Source organism: Mesobacillus maritimus (assembly GCF_044803185.1).
Classification (GTDB): domain Bacteria; phylum Bacillota; class Bacilli; order Bacillales; family Cytobacillaceae; genus Mesobacillus_B; species Mesobacillus_B maritimus_B.
The window spans coordinates 4419486-4438846 of sequence record NZ_CP085225.1; the positions used below are offsets into that span (position 1 = coordinate 4419486).

At 39.6% G+C, this 19361-nt stretch carries 16 protein-coding genes and 1 other annotated feature; all 16 genes read right to left on the bottom strand.

The window, feature by feature from the left end; genetic code table 11:
- Window positions 1–27: 27 nt before the first annotated feature.
- Window positions 28–158, bottom strand: a sequence feature (ribosomal protein L20 leader region).
- Window positions 159–294: 136 nt separating this feature from the next.
- A complete protein-coding gene (gene thrS, locus LG336_RS21435; RefSeq protein ID WP_404329497.1) occupies window positions 295–2229 on the bottom strand; it encodes a threonine--tRNA ligase in 1935 nt (644 codons plus the stop codon).
- Window positions 2230–2609: 380 nt separating this feature from the next.
- On the bottom strand, window positions 2610–3476 hold the full coding sequence (gene ytxC, locus LG336_RS21440; protein WP_404329498.1) for a putative sporulation protein YtxC: 867 nt from the start codon (window positions 3474–3476) through the stop codon (window positions 2610–2612).
- Window positions 3477–3799: 323 nt separating this feature from the next.
- Window positions 3800–4732: a primosomal protein DnaI gene (gene dnaI / locus LG336_RS21445; protein ID WP_404329499.1), complete on the bottom strand. Its 933-nt coding sequence runs from the start codon at window positions 4730–4732 to the stop codon at window positions 3800–3802.
- A gap of 5 nt (window positions 4733–4737) precedes the next feature.
- Window positions 4738–6144 (bottom strand): replication initiation and membrane attachment family protein, encoded by a 1407-nt coding sequence (locus LG336_RS21450; protein ID WP_404329500.1) that lies wholly within the window; start codon window positions 6142–6144, stop codon window positions 4738–4740.
- Between the two features lie 47 nt (window positions 6145–6191).
- Entirely contained in the window at window positions 6192–6653 is a 462-nt protein-coding gene (nrdR, locus tag LG336_RS21455; protein ID WP_404329501.1) for a transcriptional regulator NrdR, read from the bottom strand.
- A gap of 275 nt (window positions 6654–6928) precedes the next feature.
- Complete coding sequence (gene speD / locus LG336_RS21460; protein ID WP_404329502.1) at window positions 6929–7309, bottom strand: adenosylmethionine decarboxylase; 381 nt, start codon at window positions 7307–7309, stop codon at window positions 6929–6931.
- A 322-nt stretch (window positions 7310–7631) separates the two neighbouring features.
- Complete coding sequence (locus LG336_RS21465) at window positions 7632–8663, bottom strand: glyceraldehyde-3-phosphate dehydrogenase (RefSeq protein ID WP_404329503.1); 1032 nt, start codon at window positions 8661–8663, stop codon at window positions 7632–7634.
- A 214-nt stretch (window positions 8664–8877) separates the two neighbouring features.
- Window positions 8878–9474 (bottom strand): dephospho-CoA kinase, encoded by a 597-nt coding sequence (gene coaE / locus LG336_RS21470; RefSeq protein WP_404329504.1) that lies wholly within the window; start codon window positions 9472–9474, stop codon window positions 8878–8880.
- Window positions 9475–9493: 19 nt separating this feature from the next.
- Window positions 9494–10129, bottom strand: coding sequence for a sporulation membrane protein YtaF (gene ytaF, locus LG336_RS21475; protein WP_404329505.1), 636 nt, complete (start codon window positions 10127–10129; stop codon window positions 9494–9496).
- A 119-nt stretch (window positions 10130–10248) separates the two neighbouring features.
- Complete coding sequence (gene mutM, locus LG336_RS21480; protein WP_404329506.1) at window positions 10249–11085, bottom strand: DNA-formamidopyrimidine glycosylase; 837 nt, start codon at window positions 11083–11085, stop codon at window positions 10249–10251.
- A 17-nt stretch (window positions 11086–11102) separates the two neighbouring features.
- The gene (gene polA, locus LG336_RS21485; protein ID WP_404329507.1) at window positions 11103–13733 is read right to left on the bottom strand and encodes a DNA polymerase I; all 2631 of its coding nucleotides are present in this window, start codon (window positions 13731–13733) and stop codon (window positions 11103–11105) included.
- Window positions 13734–13898: 165 nt separating this feature from the next.
- Complete coding sequence (gene hflC, locus LG336_RS21490) at window positions 13899–14834, bottom strand: protease modulator HflC (protein ID WP_404329508.1); 936 nt, start codon at window positions 14832–14834, stop codon at window positions 13899–13901.
- Window positions 14827–15792 carry an FtsH protease activity modulator HflK gene (gene hflK / locus LG336_RS21495; RefSeq protein ID WP_404329509.1) on the bottom strand — a complete coding sequence of 322 codons (966 nt, stop codon included), beginning with the start codon at window positions 15790–15792 and terminating at the stop codon, window positions 14827–14829. The genes hflC and hflK overlap by 8 nt, the downstream gene beginning before the upstream one ends.
- Window positions 15793–15862: 70 nt before the next feature.
- On the bottom strand, window positions 15863–17629 hold the full coding sequence (gene pnpS, locus LG336_RS21500; RefSeq protein ID WP_404329510.1) for a two-component system histidine kinase PnpS: 1767 nt from the start codon (window positions 17627–17629) through the stop codon (window positions 15863–15865).
- A complete protein-coding gene (locus LG336_RS21505) occupies window positions 17626–18342 on the bottom strand; it encodes a winged helix-turn-helix domain-containing protein (RefSeq protein ID WP_404333252.1) in 717 nt (238 codons plus the stop codon). The genes pnpS and LG336_RS21505 overlap by 4 nt, the downstream gene beginning before the upstream one ends.
- A gap of 122 nt (window positions 18343–18464) precedes the next feature.
- On the bottom strand, window positions 18465–18941 hold the full coding sequence (locus tag LG336_RS21510; RefSeq protein WP_404329511.1) for a MaoC/PaaZ C-terminal domain-containing protein: 477 nt from the start codon (window positions 18939–18941) through the stop codon (window positions 18465–18467).
- Window positions 18942–19361 lie beyond the last annotated feature (420 nt).

Genomic DNA, 19361 nt, shown 5'->3' on the forward strand with positions numbered 1-19361 from the left:
AAGCGCTAACCGACTGAAGCATTTTTTGCAAATAAAAAAGTGCGGGTGAAACACCCACACTTTACGAAATCACACTAAATGACAGTTGTTAACGTAAAACCTGTCAACTGCCTCATTAGCGTCAATCAGGTGAGAAGCGGGTGCCTCTTCTTTCCACAAACCGTATTCAATTATACCTTTGTAACTATATCATAACGTTGATATCGTGTCAACGAATTGCTAGTTATTGTTGCAACGTTTAGTATTGTAACAAATTAAATCGATAGATGCAATCTTTTTTTAATTTGCTTATTATTAAAACCTTTTCGCCTCTTGGCGGAAAGTGTCAAGGAATGTTTCAAAGCTGATTGTCTCTGACTTCTGTTCTCCATATTTACGAACATTAACGGCGTTTTCTTCGATTTCTTTATCACCGACAACGAGCATATACGGAATTTTTTGCATTTGTGCTTCGCGGATTTTATAGCCGATTTTCTCTTCACGGGCGTCTAATTCAACGCGGAAGCCTGCTGATTTTAATTTCTCTTGAACCTGCTTCGCGTAGTCGAAGTGAACATCTGGAGAAACCGGAATCACTTGTGCTTGAATCGGTGCAAGCCATGTTGGGAATGCACCTTTGTATTCTTCAATTAAGAAGGCAACAAAGCGCTCCATTGTGGATACAACCCCACGGTGAATAACAACTGGGCGGTGATGCTTACCATCTTCGCCAATATAAGTTAAATCAAAGCGTTCTGGAAGTAAGAAATCAAGCTGGACAGTTGAAAGAGTCTCCTCTTTTCCAAGTGCTGTTTTTACCTGTACATCAAGTTTTGGACCGTAGAATGCTGCTTCACCTTCAGCTTCATAATAGTCATGACCCATCTCATCCATTGCTTCTTTCAACATGCTTTGTGCTTTTTCCCACATCTCATCATCATCAAAATATTTCTCAGTATCTTGTGGATCACGGTATGATAACCGGAAGGAATAGTCATTAAGATCGAAATCCTTATACACTGCAAGAATTAATTCCACAACCCGCTTGAATTCTTCCTTGATTTGGTCAGGACGGACAAACACATGGGCATCATTTAAAGTCATGCCACGAACACGCTGAAGACCAGAAAGTGCTCCTGACATTTCATAGCGGTGCATTGTTCCTAGCTCAGCAATTCGAATTGGCAATTCGCGATAGCTGTGCATGCTGTTTTTATAAACCATCATATGGTGTGGGCAGTTCATTGGTCTAAGAACTAACTGCTCGTTGTCCATATCCATTGTCGGGAACATATCTTCATGGTAGTGATCCCAGTGACCAGAAGTTTTATAAAGCTCAACGTTTGCCATGATTGGAGTATATACATGGTCATAGCCAAGGCTTACTTCTTTATCGACAATATAGCGCTCGATAATGCGGCGAATGGTTGCTCCTTTTGGTAACCAAAGTGGCAGACCTTGACCGACTTTTTGGGAGTTCGTAAAGAGACCAAGCTCTTTCCCTAGCTTACGATGATCGCGTTCTTTCGCTTCTTCTAAAAGGCGTAAGTGTTCAGCAAGGTCTTCTTTTTTGAAGAATGCTGTTCCATAAATACGCTGAAGCATTTTATTATCACTGTCACCGCGCCAGTAAGCACCCGCAATGCTAAGAAGTTTGAATTCTTTCAATTTCCCTGTTGACGGAACATGAACGCCACGGCAAAGGTCAAAGAAGTCACCTTGTTCATAGATTGTAACCTTTTCATCCGCTGGAATTGCTTCAATCAACTCTAGTTTATATTCATCACCAATTTCTTTGTAGCGCTGGATTGCTTCGTCGCGACTGACTTCATTACGGACAATTTCAATATTCTCATTGATGATTTTCTTCATTTCTTTTTCAATTAACGGCAGGTCTTCAGGAGTTAAGGATTCCTCAAGATCCATATCGTAGTAGAAGCCACCTTCAATAACAGGACCGACACCAAGCTTTACATTTTTATATAAACGCTTGATTGCTTGCGCCATTAAATGTGCTGTACTATGGCGAAGAACTTCAAGTGCTTCTGCGCGGTCTGTTGTAATGATTTCAATTGCTCCGTCTGCCTCAATTGGACGACGCAAATCAAACATCTCTCCATCAACTTTACCAGCGAGTGCTTTTTTCTTAAGTCCCGGACTAATGGAAGCTGCAACATCTTCAATCGTCGTACCGGCAGAAAACTCCTTTACTGCTCCATCTGGAAATGTCAATTTAATCATGTCTGCCATAATGTTTTACCTCCTAATTTTTTAAGCAAAAGCTCTAAGAGTTTCCATTTTCTTCCACTTTATGAAAATAAAAAAACCCATCCCTATAAAAAAGGGACGAGTTTGATATCGTGGTTCCACCCATTTTCCCGTTAATGGCATCACTACCCAAAAACGGCTCTGGTTTAGATAACGGCTACTACCGTCAGCAACTACTAACATATGCGTTCGTAACTGAAGTTCAGAGGTGGTAAGCTATTTCTCTTGTGTTAGGAAGGTTTCAGCCTTGCCTTCCCTCTCTGCAAACCATTAAAGATTAGCCCATGTCCTCATCGATACTTTTGCTTTGATTCCTATTATGTAGGTTATTATAGTTTGTAATCTTTTCAAAATCAAGAGGACTACTGGACTTTTTCGTTTTGGAGCTGTTTATTTTTTAAAAAAGCGGTTACTGGGCTGATTTTTACACGTTCTTCAAAGATATTTCTAATGGTTCGGACCAATGGTTGCTCTGGTTGGTTCGTATAAAGGTAAATATTCGACGGAGCCATTGATAGTAAAGGAGCAATTGTGACGGAATCAACATAAATTGGATGATTCCCGAGCAACTTACGATCGATTCCTTTAATAAGTTCATTCCGTTTCATTTCAATAAAATTATAATTATAAAAGGCCGTTTCCTCGTCGAGAATCAAGTGGATTGTCTCTTGCTGAGCTGGCCTTCCTAGCAAGAATTCCCTTAGGGTTTGTACAAACATTTGGTATTCTTGCTCTAATTTGTATTCGTCGATAGCCACCTCAACATAGTTTTGTAACTTATCAAAAAATGGCTTCAATCGAAAGACGACAAACGAATCAAATGAAAAACTGACACTCCCTTTAAAGAACTCATCAATGGCTTGGAATACATATTTCTTTTCATCTGTTTCTTGTAAAAAGTTGGCTAGATCCTCCCTACTTCCCTCAATCACGGAGTAAATAATCTCAAGAATCTGCTCTTGTTCATTGGGGTCTGTGTAAAAAAATCGCTCAGATAAAATCTCTCTGAACCAATCGTCACGTTTTTTTAATGCGATAAATTCATATACGCTTTCCTTAATCGTATGAAAAGCCGTTTTTGGCATATTTTTTGTAAGAATTTTAATGATTTTTCGGTCTTTATCTATTTGGATTATTCCATTTTCGAGTTGGACTTCTGGTAATTGTCCAATTATATGCCCGTACATTCGCCGGGCATCATGATCTTTTTGGAAGATGATTTCAATCAACCATATCCCCCCTTTTGTTAAAATCTCCTGATTTAATATATGGGGGACATGTTCAATTTAGAAGCATCTAAATGAACCCATTGCATTTTTCCTTTGTTTTTTTTAAAAATGGGTTTGGGATGGTGGTGTGGGTTGCTTTTGAAAGAGTGATGAAAGGATTATTTTGTACTTTTAGCTAACAGTAACCGTCCAGCCTTGTTTTTCCACTGCATAAGTAACCAAAGCACATGTTGGTTACCCCCCTGCCTTTCCTTCTTCTTACTTAGGGCACCAATTCACTGCAAAAAAAAAGAAACCACAATCAAGTGGTTTCAAATCACAAGTTATACTCGTCGATTCTTCCCTTCTACCCTTACTGGAGCAGCTAGGTATCGAATTCTTTCAATAATTCTTGCCGCCTTTAACTGTTCAACTTCACCACGTTGACTGTAGGTTAAATGGTGAGCCAAACCTTCGATATCAAAATTTGAGGTAAAGAAGGTCGGTAGGTTTTCAGACATTCTAAATTGGAGAATAGGCCCTAAAATTTCATCCCGCGCCCAGCTGCTCATCGTCTCGGCTCCGATATCATCGAGCATAAGAATAGCTGCTTTTTTAATGACTTCAAGCTTTTCATTAACTGAGTTATCTCCAATTGAATTTTTCATTTCACGGAATAGTTCTGGCACATAGACTAGCATTGAACTTATGTGCCTATTAGCTAGTTCATTCGCAATCGCACCAAGTAGGTATGATTTTCCGGTACCAAATGGACCATGCAGATAAAGCCCTTTTTGCTTTTCACCAGGATTATAATTTTTAATAAAATCTTTTGCCATTTTTATCGCCATAAGCCGACCAGGATCATCAAGGTCAATATCACCTAGAGAGGCTTTTAGGATTTCTTTGGGCACATATAGACTAGAAATTAAGCGCTCATTTTTTTTCTTTTCATCATGCATGATTTTTTTCTGACAGCGGTCATACTTCACATCAATAAATTTACCATTAAACACAAGAATTGGTTCATAGCCTTGAATCATATTTTTACAATTATCAAGACTGCTACACTTGCTACAGCCTTTGCTTTGATTGATAAACTCATGAAGCTTCATCAGACTTTTATCGACCATGCTTCTTGTTATTTCTCCTTGATGTTGTCTTAAAAAGTCCTTTACTAGAGGGTCACTCAATACTTCTTCCTTAAGAGCCTCATAACGTTGTTGAAAGTTCTGGTTATTGGCTAGCTTTCTTAACGAATCATTAATGTTTTGCACGCCTCTCACCTCCCTGATTTAAATTCCTTTAGTTCTTCTTCGAGAAGTTTCTTTTCCTTTTCAAAATCAAAGTCTTCTTGTTTCTTATCTATTTTACCTTCTTGATTTCCCTCAAACCAGTCCGGCAGCACTTCTTTTCGTATCGTTTTTTTCTGTTGTGTCTGAGCAGGTCGAGATTTTTTCTCTTCTGCCCAATCCATGTATTGTTTGTGTTCTTTCTTCGCCAAATCCATCGCTTCTTTGACACTTTTGATTTGCTTCCGCGCCCAATGTCCAGCAATTTTTTCCATATAAGCCTTGTTCAACTTCATGTCCGTTCTGAGCATAACATACTCAATTAAAACATTCACCACACCAGGCTGGAGTTTTTGCTTAAACATAATGTCTTCAATGATCTGTAAGTCGGCTTTTGATGGAGTTGCCCCAGCAGAGATTTGAATCAATAATTCCCTCGGAGAAGTCCGTTCAAAATATTGCATGAGCTTGTCTTCTTGTGTGACAGGGTTCGTGATCCCAGATTGAAATTCAGCAGGTTGCTTTCGATCAAGAAGTTGTGGCAGTTGGTCTTGATTCTCGAACTGATACCAGTCTCTTGCAGCTTTGCGCAAATCCTCAATATCAACTTCATTATCCGCCGTCAGGGCACTTAGGATAATATTCTTCATTTGAATTGAGTCGATTCCATATAAAAAGGAAAGATTGCTAATGGCTTCTTTCACTTTATTCGTTAACGCCTGCTTCGGAACAAGTGATTCCTTCAAGCCTGCAGTCAGAAGGTCAAAGTCAAAAGTAGCTGGGTCAATCTGGATTCCGACTGGATCTTGACGACCAATAAATTGCTGGTCCTCCTGTGGTTCAAGTTCTTCGGGTGAATCATTGTGGTAGCGTAAAGCGTCTGGAGAAACCGAAACAAAGACATCCTGAAACTCTCTTGTTACCTCCGAATACTTTTCCTGTTTACTCACTGCTTTGTCTGTAAAAAACCGTTTCATTCTGAAAAACTGGTTTTTGCCTACTTTACGATATAAATAAATATTTAAAAGACCATCTAAAAAGAATTGTTCAGGTGTTAAAGGAGGCTGAAGTTCATAAATGAATGAGCGTTCGTCATCCTCATTCCTCACGTAAGTCTTCAGAAGGCCGATTCCCTCAAGCTTTAGACGAGCATGGTAAATATCCTTCAGATTTAAACCAAGAAGACTCATCAAACTATGATGAGAAGAAGTGGCCGACCAGAGGCGACTTTCTTCAAGCTCTGCCCAAAGCGTCATATATAAACTCAGACAAACCGGTCCGATTAAAGGCTGATACAAGAATGTCAGCACTTTCCGGTCATATTCATGCAACAACCCATTTGATGCAACGACGTATTGGTCAACAGGCAATAACTCTTGCCAATGTGCCATACTCATCCCCCCCGATGATAAAAAAAGAGCCAAGGATTTCCCCTTCAGCTCGATTATGACTGTTCTTTCTTAATGAGTTCCTTCAATTCATCTATAAAGACATTGATATCTTTAAATTGGCGGTAAACAGATGCAAATCTGACGTACGCTACCTCATCGACCTTTGCCAACCTATCCATGACCATTTCTCCAATTAGTTCACTCTTCACCTCTGAAATTCCGTTGCTACGAAGTTCTTTTTCAACCTCTGAGACTAGATCTTCCAATTGTTTTAAAGCAACAGGGCGCTTTTCACAGGCTTTGATTAACCCTCTTAATAGCTTTTCCCTATTAAACTCTTCTCGAGTCCCCTCTTTTTTGACAACAATCAACGGGGATTCCTCTACTTTTTCAAAGGTAGTAAATCGATATGAACAAGCTTCGCATTCCCTTCGCCGACGAATGGACTTCCCCTCGTCAATCGGACGGGAATCAAGGACACGACTGTTATTATTGTGGCAGGCTGGACATTTCATATCAATCTCAACTCCGGATTTATAAATATGTAACCGTGTATCATTATGCTTTAATTATATCTTAATAAAAAGAAATTGTCTGTACAACTCATTTATTCGTTCTTGGTGTGTTAAACTAGGCTGTTGATTTTCGCTCTAGGCACGAGCGGTTCGCGGGCAGTCCGGGAGCCTGGCCCTTCCACTCCAATCCGCGTTTGAACAATCAAAAATGTATATAACCATAGCCTAAAATCAAAAAAGAGGTGTATCGCTACACCTCCCTGCTATTTTTATTATTATTGTGCTTTCATCTGAGCCTGTTTTAATTGTACAGGACCCATTCCACGTGGCACTTCGATATTTTCACGAGTTTGGGCTCCCAGAGCTTCAGCAATGTATTCTGCTGCTACATTTGGGTTTAAATCGCCGCAAGTATAAACATCAATGCTAGCGTATCCATGTTCCGGGAAGCTATGAATGGTAAGATGCGATTCAGAAATGATAACCACTCCACTTACACCTTGTGGCGCAAATTTATGAAACGCCACCTCGCGTATCTCTGCACCAGACTTTAATGCTGCCCCAACAAAAGTTCTTTCAATAAAATCGATATCGTTCAATTTTTCAAAATCGCAACCCCATAATTCTGAGATTACATGACGACCCATTGTTTCCATATTCAGTTTCCCCCTCTAACTAGTTTCACTACATGAAGTTCTCATTTTCATTGGTACTTAACTACCACGGGGGAAAGTTAGTCCAGAGAGGTCCTAACCCTTTAAGTAGTTAATTATTACCTTAATGAGGAAGTTCACGATGACTAGTATACTTCGTTTATATTGTTTTTGCAACAGAAGGAGCGAAAATTCCACTCCGGACTTTTCACTTGAAATTAGGCACAACAAACAAGGGAGTTTCATAAAATAACAGGTGTTTTCCACAAGAAAAAAACCTGCCACAAATTGTTGGCAGGCCAATTTTGTTATCGCTTTACAAGGTTCAACTTACTTTCATTTTAGATAATTGATGCAACTCTTTAGCAACGTATTTTGCAAGGTCAACAACTCGGCAAGAATAACCCCATTCATTGTCGTACCATGCCAGTACCTTTACTTTATTGGCGCCTATTACCATTGTTGAAAGCCCATCAATAATCGCGGAGTGGTCATTTGTATTAAAATCGATTGAAACAAGCGGTTCGTCAGTAAACTCAAGAATGCCTTTTAATGAACCACGAGAGGCACACACGAATGCTTCATTGATTTCATCTATTGTAACTTCTCGCTTTAAATCTACCACAAGGTCAACAAGAGAGACATTTGGAGTTGGCACTCTTAAAGCCATCCCATGAAGTTTTCCCTTTAATTGCGGTAGAACAAGCGAAAGGGCTTTAGCAGCTCCAGTTGATGTTGGAATAATCGATTGGCCACACGATCGAGCGCGGCGCAAATCCTTATGCGGATTATCGATGTTCTTTTGATCATTTGTATAGGAATGAACGGTTGTCATCAAGCCATTTTCAATGCCGAATTCGGAATCTAATACCTTGGCAACTGGTGCTAGACAATTCGTTGTACATGATGCATTTGAAATCACATCATGTTTTTCAAGATTTAACTCCCCTTCATTTACCCCCATCACAATCGTAATATCTTCATTTTTCCCAGGTGCTGTTAGGATGACTTTTTTAGCTCCCGCGTCAAGATGGAGGCTTGCTTTATCTCTTGAGTTGAATTTACCAGTAGCCTCTATGACAATATCAATCTCTAACTCTTTCCAAGGTAGCAATTCCGGATTACGGTTGCTTAGGAGCTTAATTCGCTTGCCATTGACGATTAATGCATCGTCATCTGCTTTTACATCTGCTTCGAATTTTCCATGATTAGAATCATATTTTATTAAGTGCGCCAATGTTTCAGCCGGATAGCTGGCATTTATCGCCACAACTTCAAGATTATGATCAAGAACGGCCTTCCTAAACACCATTCTTCCAATTCTCCCAAAACCATTAATTGCAATTTTAGCCTTCATTATACGGCTCCTTCCACATTAATGTTATACTTTAATACCCCGTATTTGCTAATAGTATAACATATTAATTTCTTTTTGTGATAATTAAAAGCGTACATTTTTAAATATAATGTAACTCTTAAAGGTATTTATTAGAAAATAGGAAAGGCAGCAGATATTTCAGGGCGTTAATCCATCTTTTTCCACAAAAAAAAGGAAACCTATTTAGGCTTCCTTACATTCCCCATTGGACTAGTATTTCCTCTAGTTGTTGCTTTGTTTCGGCAATCGTACCGTTATTATCAATGACTTTATCGGCGTGTTTAACTTTTTCTCCAATTGGCATCTGTGATTTGATTCTCGCTAGAGCTTCTTCTTTACTATACTGATTGCGTTCCATTAACCTCTGAAGTTGTGTTTCTTCATTAACATAAACCAGCAAAATTTTATCAGCCATATATTGTAGATTCCCTTCAATTAAAAGGGGGATATCAAGAACAATCGCTTTTTCACTGTTCTGCTTCGCCCTTTCAACTTTCGCTAGCATCCTCTCGCGAACCGCAGGATGCACAAAGGAGTTTAGGGCCTTTCGCTTTTCTTCATCATGAAAGACAATGGAACCAAGCTTTTCTCTGTTAATATTCCCATCTTGATCAAGGATGTCCTCCCCAAAGTAACGGACAATGTCATTATAAGCTGTTTCTCCTCGTTCAACTGCAAGCCTCGCTTCGATGTCTGCATCAATGACTGGAATCCCCAGATCTGTCAGCATCTTAGACACCGTGCTTTTTCCACTTGCAATACCACCAGTTAATCCGATTGTTAACGACATATTCAAGGTCCTTTCTAGTCTAGAGTTTAAAAATTCCAACAATTATCAACAGTAATCCTGGTAGAAAACTAATTTTCTGGACCCAGCTGTAACCTGATAAAAAGATTCCCGCTTTCATCCCTGCGAATACAAAGGTAGAACTCATAATCGCTGCCGCTATTGCGAGGGCAAAGGGAGAAAAACCGAGCATAGCTGCTCCTATTCCGGCTCCAAACGCGTCCAACGAAAGGGCCATACCAAGCATAATTGCTTCAATTCCAGTAATCGTCCCCGAACGGTCGAAGTCGGCCGACATAGGCTTTTTCAAAATATTGATGACAATCCCCAAAGATTGAATCTCAAGATTAATCAAGGTTTTCTCATCGTCGTTTGGTAATTCCGTTTGTTCCGGGCGGAAGAATTGATATAAAATCCACGCACCCAGCAGGATTAAAATAAAGCCACCAAGTTTCCCTGCTATCGCTTCTGGGAGAACCTCTCCTAGAACTTCACCAATCGTCATAGCCACGATTAAGACACCAGCGGAACATATGGCAATGGTGATAATTGACTTTAAAGGAATCTTCACTTTTCTTAATCCATAAGTAAATCCTACACTAAAACTGTCAAGACTGACAGCGAAAGCAAGCAAAAGTAACGAGACAATCTGAACCATGGAAAAGCCTCCTCCTGTCAATCGCTACATTAGTATATGGAGTAGGCTAATCCAAGGTTAAACCAAAACTGATTATAGAACGTCACTTCAAAACATTATGCGTCCTCAAAAATAAAAAGTCATTTTTCACTTAGTTTTTGACACTTCGGACAGAAGTGGGTTCCACGCCCACCTACCACTGTCTTTTCTAATGCAGTCCCGCATTTTTTACAAGGTTCGTTTTGGCGTCCATAAACATATAATTCAAGCTGAAACATTCCAATCTGACCCTGAGAATTGATATAAGAACGAATCGTACTGCCGCCTTTTTCAACAGCCTCTGATAACGTATTGATGATTTCTTTATGCAGTGTCGCAATCTCTTTCTCACTTAACGAGGAAGAAATTCGTTCCGGGTGAATATTAGAGCGGAACAACGCCTCGTCTACATAGATGTTACCGAGACCGACTAAAACCTTTTGATCAAGCAAAGCGGGCTTAACTTTACGTGTTGTCTTCGCCAACTTTTCCTTTAATCCCTCAAGGGTAAAATCTTCTGAAAAGGGTTCAGGTCCTAGACCAATTAAAGGTGGTTCCTTGAACTCGGAACCTTTGAGATAAAGGTGAAAAGTTCCAAATTTACGTACATCCTTATAACGCATCTCGCTTCCATCTGTAAACGTAAAGATGGCGTGTGTATGCTTTTCTATTGGCAAATCACTAGAATATACACCGTATTTACCTTCCATCCTCAAATGGGAAATCATTGCGAAATCCTCGGTATAGAAAATAAGGAATTTACCTCTTCTTCCTATTTCCAAAATATGTTGACCTCGAAGAGCATCAGTAAATTGTTCGACCTCGATAGGATGTTTCACCATTTTGGGCCAATAAATGGAAACATCCTTAATTTCCTTCCCAATAACGAGTGATTCTAAAGTTTTTCTAACGGTTTCTACTTCTGGAAGCTCTGGCAAGTCTTTTCCCTCCGTTATTACTTTGCGTCAAACCAGGTTGGACCGTAAGCATAATCTACTTTCAATGGAACTTTAAGTTCAACTGCATTCTCCATGACATCAGGAACAATATTCTTCAATATTTCCACTTCTTCTACTGGTGCTTCAAAGATTAGTTCATCGTGCACCTGCAACAACAACCGTGACTGAAGCTTTTCTTGTTTAAGACGATCTGCCATTTCAACCATGGCTTTTTTAATGATATCAGCGGCGCTGCCTTGGATAGGGGTATTCATGGCAGTACGTTCAGCAAAGCTTCTAATATTAAAATTACGGCTGGTGATTTCAGGTAAGTACCGTCGGCGATGGAGGAGGGTTGTTACATATCCCTTCTCTTTTGCATCAAGCACGATTTCTTCCATATACTCCTTAACACCAGGATAACTCGTTAAATATCGATCAATAAATTGACCTGCCTCTTTTCTTGTAATAGCTAGACTTTGGGATAAACCGTAGTCACTAATGCCATAAACAATGCCAAAATTAACGGCTTTTGCATGACGACGCATATTATCTGTAACTTGATCTGCCTCAACATGGAAGACCTCCATAGCGGTTTTTGTATGAATATCATGGCCTTCTTTGAACGCTTCAATTAGCTTTTCATCCCCGGCTATATGGGCAAGTACTCTTAATTCAATTTGTGAATAGTCCGCCGCAAACATCACCCAGCCTTCTTCAGATGGAACAAAAGCCTGGCGGATTTTTCTCCCTTCCTCCAATCGGATTGGGATATTTTGTAAGTTAGGGTCTGTTGAACTTAACCGACCTGTTTGAGTGAGTGCTTGGTTAAAGCGCGTATGTACCTTTTCCGTTTTTTTATTTACAACCTTTTGTAGCCCCTCGATATACGTGGACTGTAACTTCCCAAGTTGACGATAATGCAATATTTCCTGAATGATCTCATGTTTCGGCGCCAATTGCTCAAGTACGTCGGCACTGGTTGAGTAGCCTGTCTTTGTTTTCTTTAACGGTGGCAGACCGAGCTTCTCGAACAGAATAACCCCTAGTTGTTTTGGTGAGTTAATATTAAACGCCTCACCAGCATGACGGAAAACTTCTTTTTCAAGGTCATCTACCTTCTGACCGATTTCCACTCCCATATTTGTAAGCCGATCCATATCCAGCTTAACTCCTTGATATTCCATGTCGGCTAGAACGAGAGAAAGTGGCATTTCAAGCTCATTAAAAAGCTCATCCTGTTCGTTTTGATGTAACTCTTTAGCAAGTCGACCCTTTAATTCAAAAATAGCCTCGGCCTTACGAGCCAAATGTTCAGACAAGTTGGCCTCTTCGGGAATTCTTCGTTTTGCACCCTTGCCATAAACAACTGTGTCCGGTTGAACGTGAGGGTACCCATGGAGCTTTGCCACGGCTGCAAGATCATCAGTCGACTCAGAAGGATTAATAAGATAGGAAGCAAGGAAGATGTCAAATTCCACTCCAACTAGATGAATTCCATGATGACGTAACGAGACCTCCGATCTCTTCGCATCAAATACGGTCTTTTTCCTCGTTTCATCCTCAGCCCAGCGCTTAAACACTTCCGATTGGATCGCCTTTTCTGCTGGAATATAAAAACTCCCCTTTTCATTGGCAACGGAAAAGCCAATGATGTCTGCATAATGGTAATTATCCTCGAGGATTTCTACATAAAAAGCATTGTCTTCCGTAAATAAGTCATCGGTTATTTCTTCGGGAATAGTAAATTCAATATCCATAAGTTCAGTGCTTTCAGGAAAATCTTCCCCGCCCACTTTTTCTATAAGAGAATTAAATCCTAACTCTTTGAATAATTTTACAAGCTCTTCTTTTTGATAGCCTTCATATTCAAGCTCACTAAGCTCTAGCTTTACTGGAGCTTCTTTTGTAATTGTTGCTAGTTGCTTACTCATAATGGCTTGCTCCTTAAATTCTTGGAGCTTTTCCTGAAGCTTTTTCCCACTAACCTTTTCAACGGACCCTAGTAGATTTTCTAGTGTGTCAAATTCTTTGAGCAGTTTAATGGCCGTCTTTTCACCAACTCCAGGTACACCTGGAATATTGTCTGAGGCATCCCCCATTAAGCCTTTCATATCTACTATTTGCTCCGCACTCAGCCCGTACTTTTCTTTAATATGTTGAGGGGTATATTCCTCAATTTCAGTAATCCCTTTTTTCGTAATACTCACAGTGGTTTTATCTGAGCTGAGCTGGGTTAAGTCTTTGTCCCCTGAGATGATTTTGACTTCAAAACCATCGCGCTCGGCAACAGTTGACAGTGTACCGATAATATCATCTGCTTCATAATTCACAAGTTCATATTGAGGAATACTATAAGCCTTTAATAGCTCGCGAATAAATGGGAACTGCTCGGATAACTCGGGTGGCGTCTTTTGCCTGCCACCTTTATATTCAGTAAAAGTTGAGTGTCTAAAAGTTGTCTTTCCTGCATCAAATGCAACTAAAATATGTGATGGCTTCTCGTCTTCGAGAATCCTCATTAGCATCATTGTAAAGCCATAAACGGCATTCGTATGTACACCTTTATCATTATTTAGCAATGGAAGCGCAAAAAAAGCGCGATAGGCAATGCTGTTTCCATCGATAAGGACCAGCTTCTTGGCCATAATTCCTCCTCCTTCTATTCCCGAAAAGATCAACAGTATGGAAAACCGTACTTAACACAGCCTCAAACAAAAAAGGCCGTTCATTTTTCCTTCTTTATTCTATCATGAGCTAGAATAGAAAGAAAAATAACGGCCTTTCAATTTCGAAAAAAAAGTGCTATGAGATTAATCGATATATCCCGTTAAAATCCGCGCATATGGCGAGTCAGACGGAAGGATGATAACAGTGTCATCTCCAATAGTTTTCTTGTAAGATTCAAGTGTTCGATAAAGTGAGTAGAACTCAGGGTCTTTTGAAAAGGCAGTATTGTAGACCTTAGCTGCTTCTGCTTCCCCCTCACTTCGAATCTCCTCTGCATCCGCTTTTGCTTTTGCCAGCATTTCATTTACTTCCTTATCTGTTTCGGCCTCAATTCGGTTTTTCCTGGCATCACCTTGTGACAAATAATCTTGAGCAGTTGAGTGACGCTCAGAAATCATACGCGTAAAAACAGATAATTCATTTTCTTCAGGAAGGTCGGTGCGCTTCATTCTAACGTCGGTTACACTAATCCCATAGTTATCTCTAACTAGGAGTTCATTTACCTGCTCCGTAATTCGATCATTCAAGGAACCCCTTGATGATTTTTCATCATTGATGATTTCATCATAATTTAATTGCCCGAGTTCCGTTCTAGTCACGGAATAGATAAATTCCTCCATCCGTGATTCAGCTGCCTCTAGTGTACGAGCATTGGCAATCATTTTTTTCGGATCCTCAATTCTCCAAATTGCATAATTATCTATCAAAATACGCTTTTTATCCCTAGTATTAATTTCAGCTTGTGAAACGTCATACGTCATTTGATATTTTGGAAGCGTTGTTACACTTTGAATAAATGGAATTTTATAGGACAACCCTGGCTCACTATCAATTCTTACTACCTCTCCGAACTGCCGAATGACCTTATATTCTCCCTCTTTTACGACAAATAAATTATTAAAAATAAAAACTAATAATACAAGTAATACTACGATAAAAAGACCGAATTTGGTATACTTATTCCACCCATTCATTTTTCCTGAGCGTTCATTCATATCAATGATATTATCATCAGCCATTATTTTCTTCGCTCCCTTCTACAGTGGGCTTCGGCTGTTCTCCTTCAAGTGGACGTATCGGGAAATATTTTAATGTATTGCCATCATCATTCATAATATAAATCTCAGCACCTGGAAGAACCTGTTCAAGAGTTTCAATAACTAGTCGTTCCCTTGTAATCTCAGGATTCCCTTTATATTCACCATATAAAGCATTGAATACGGCTACGTCTCCACGCGCCCCCTCAATTCTAGCAGCCTTTTCCCCTTGTGCTCTTGAAATGAGAGCATCCTTCTCCCCTTCAGCTTCATTGATTTTTTGATTTCGGTATTTATTTGCTTCATTGATTTTGGTATTCATTGTTTCACGAGCATCGGTTACATCTGTAAACGCTTTTCGAACATCATCATTAGGTAATTCGACATCTTGAAGCTTTACAGCAAGAACCGAAACACCAATATCATATTTTTCTACGAGACTAGATAAAAGGTCACGAACCTCTGCTTCAATTTCCGCTTTCCCAGATGTAAGTGCATCATCTATTTTTGAATTTCCGATGATACTCCTTACCGACGCAGACGTTGCATCGTATAAAACTTCTTTTGGAGAATCAGAATTAAATAAATATTTTTCAGGGTTTGTAATTTTCCATTGCACGACAAGGTCAGCAAGGACTATATTTTCATCCCCTGTAATCATTTTGGTTTCATCAGGAAAGTCTTGAATTTCTCCATTCTTTTCCTCATAACCAAATTGTAGACTAAACGTTTCCTTTGAAAGGGTTTCAACTGATTGGATCGGCCAAGGTAATTTAAAATGAAGACCTGGCTCACTAATCCCTTCTTCAACTTCCCCAAATGTTAAGATAACTGCTTGCTCTGATTCATCTACCGTATACCAGCTTGTTAGAGCGACAAGCACTAACAATGCGGCAAGAATAACAGCACCGGTTAATACATATAGTTTCCTTAAGCTCACCTATCTCTCCCCCTTCTTTATCTATAATTGTTATTACGTTCCTACTGCCCATTAGGTTTCAGTTTTCTCTTCAAATATTATCCATTTCTTTTTTTAATTTGAGGGTAAATACTGTTCCTTCTCCTACTTTGCTTTGTACTTCAATCGTGCCTTTATGAGCTTCCATGATATGTTTAACAATTGCTAGTCCAAGACCGGTTCCACCTGAATTCCTGCTCCTCGCTTTATCTACGCGATAAAATCGTTCGAAGATTCTAGGTATCTCATTCTTGTCCATGCCAATTCCAGTATCTTTCACAAGAACAATTGCTTCCTCGGCTTGATTAATGATTTCAACCGAAACGGAACCACCATTTGGTGTGTAGGCCACCGCATTAGTCAATAAATTAATGAATACCTGCTTCAGCCTATATACATCTCCTGAGATTATGGTACTGGAGCAATTGGCTTTCAAATCAAGGGTAATATTTTTCTCTGAAGCACTCGCTTTTACCATCGTAACTGCTTCTGAGATTTGTTTATTTAAATCAAGATTTTCTACCATTAATTTAAAGCCATGTTGTTCAATTCTTGAAAGTTCTAGTAAGTCTTCAACAAGCGACTGCAGTCGATCACTTTCTTTTAAAATGATGGTTAAAAACGCCTCGAGTGCCTGCTTATCCTCCATTGCTCCATCAAGCAAGGTTTCAGAGAACCCCTTAATTGAGGTAATTGGTGTTTTCAACTCATGTGAAACATTGGCAACAAAGTCCTTACGTACCTGCTCCAATTTCTTTAGCCCAGTTATTTCATGGAAAACGAGTAAAACACCCTTCCAAACATTATTGGAACTAATGATTGGTACACCGTATACCTCGAAATAGCGTCTTTCTATACTAAGTGGAAGAACCACTTGTCTTTTTATCTTTTTTTCGGTCATAAAGATTTCTTCTACTAGTGAACTAATTTCTTTATGTTCAATTACCTCATGATAAAGCCTGTAAAGATACTCTCCCGTGTCCACTTGAAAGGTTTCTTTGTAGGTTTTATTAATTAAATTGATATACCCCCGTTTATCAATGAGGATAAGACCGCTTCCCATATTTTCAATCAATGTGCTAAGCCGATCCTGTTGCATTTCTTGTGACTTCATTAATTCTTGTAAGTTGCGAGCAAGGATATTAATAGAGGCACTAAGCATGCCTGTTTCATCAATATGATCCTCATAGGTTCTTGCGCGATAATTCCCCTTAGCCAACTCAATCGCAACATTTGTTGCCGATTCAATTGGCTTTGTGTACCTTGAAGTGATTTTTGAACCAAGCAGAATGATTACTAATAATGCTAGACCTAGAATTACACTTAAAACCCACCACAACTGGCTATAGGCTTCGTTCATTTCATTAACCTTCGTGGAAAGAAAAGTATGCCCTTCTATTTGCCCGTTTCGTTCGATAGTTTTCCAAAAGTACTGTATTTGAGTACCATAAGAATAGTTCCCTTCCCTCTCATTTTGTCCCTTACTAGCGAGCACCTCTTTAATTATATCAACGTGCCTCGACTTCTCTGTTTTATCTGATTCAGTATCAAACAGAATCCTACCCTTAGAGTCAACAATTGTAACTCGAGTTTTCAACAATACTCCAATCTCTTCAATCTTATTTGCTTCTAAGGAAGGAATCCCGCCATTTTCCTCTATAAAGTATGAAATAATATTAATCTCATTTTTTAGCCGCTCATTCACAGTATTTAAGTACTGGTTTTTATAAAGCTGACCTAAAACAATGCCCAAGCCTAGTAGAACAACTATGATGAGGGTGATTAGTGCAACCAGAAGCCGGGATCGGTATTTCGTCATGCCTTCTTTGGTTCCTCCAGCTTGTACCCTAGGCCACGAATCGTTTTAATATATATCGGCTTTTTAGTATTTTGTTCGATTTTATCTCTTAAATGACTAATATGTACATCGACAATCCGTGAATCACCCGCAAAATCATACTTCCAAACTGCACTTAATAGCTGATCTCTTGTTAGTACTCGTCCCTTGTTCTTCGCTAAGTAAACCAGCAATTCAAATTCTTTAGGCGTTAACTCAAGAAGGTTCTCCTTAAAATAGGCTTCATAGTTTTCTACTAGGATTTTCAATTCCCCAATACGGATTTGATTATTTTCTTCCTCTTGATCCTTCTGAGTTTCTGGCATCAACTTCGAACGCCTCAGTATTGCTTTCACTCGTGCGACCACTTCTCGTGGACTGAAAGGTTTTGTCATGTAATCGTCCGCGCCCAGTTCAAGACCAAGAATTTTATCAAATTCGTCATCCTTTGCGGTCAGCATTAAAATTGGGGTCATCACTCTTTGCTGGCGAAGACGTTTACAGACTTCAATGCCATCAAGTTTAGGCAACATTAGGTCAAGAATAATTAACTCAGGCTCTTTCTCCAATGCCAAAAGTTCTCCTGCTTCTCCATCCATTGCGGTTAACACTTCATATCCTGATTGCTCAAGATTATATTGAAGCAATGTTAAGATTGATTGTTCATCATCGACTACAAGTACCCTTGTCATAATGCCCTCCAATAAATAAGTTTTAGAATCAAGTTTAATTATAAACCTTATAAAACATCTTCATAAAGAGAAATACTTCACAAATAGAAATTAGCCAATAAAAAAAAGATGCATTTATAGCATCTTCAAAAATTCTCCAGCGCATGCCCTTCATCTGGTTGAGGCGGATATGGTGGGCATACGGTTAATTTTCCTTTTAATACTTCAACCTCTTCTTCATTTGTGGCATTGACCGTTATTTCCACAGAGTGGCCATCACGGTTAATTTGGGTAACCTCAAATAAAAACTGTATGGTACCGTAATGGTAAACTGGAGCTACATACTCCATTTCTTGTTTTAAAATATAACTACCTGGCCCTGGTAAATATTTTGATATCGCTGAAGTGATAATCCCATTTAACATAATAGCAGGTACAACCGGTTTCTTGTGCGGGGTCTGAGATGCATAGTCATGCTGAATGTATAAAGGGTTCGAATCATTCGTTAAGCCTAAAAATAACAAAAGATCCTTATCCTCAATCTTTTCTGTGAGGCTAAGTTTTTCTCCGACGGAGATATCTTCAATCGTTCTCCCAAGCTTTCGCTTTTTTCCTAGCAACATAGCAGGTCATCCCCCTAAAAAAATCAATATATCTACTATTATTTGCAAAAAAACCGGGGAACATTCCCCGATTTTTTCTTTTGACCATACTGTGTTATACGTGGTTGTTGATTTCCGCTCCAGGCACGAGCGGTTCGCGGGCGTGCCGGGGAGCCTGGGCAGCTCCAGCGCCTAGCCCCTCGAGTCGCTTCGGTCCGTCAGTTGAAGTCAAAGAACGACTTCATCTGCCTGCCCTCCAGCGCTTGTCGGGGCTGAACAAGGCGCTTCCGCTTTTCTATCTCCTCGGCGCTTAAGCGCCTATGGGGTTAATTGGTCCCTCACTCGGACCAATTCAACCTAGGTCTCCCCTGCCCCGTACTCCGCAGGACACTGAATTACATCCTTGAATTTGCCCACGCACGAGAAAATGTGTAGTTCATT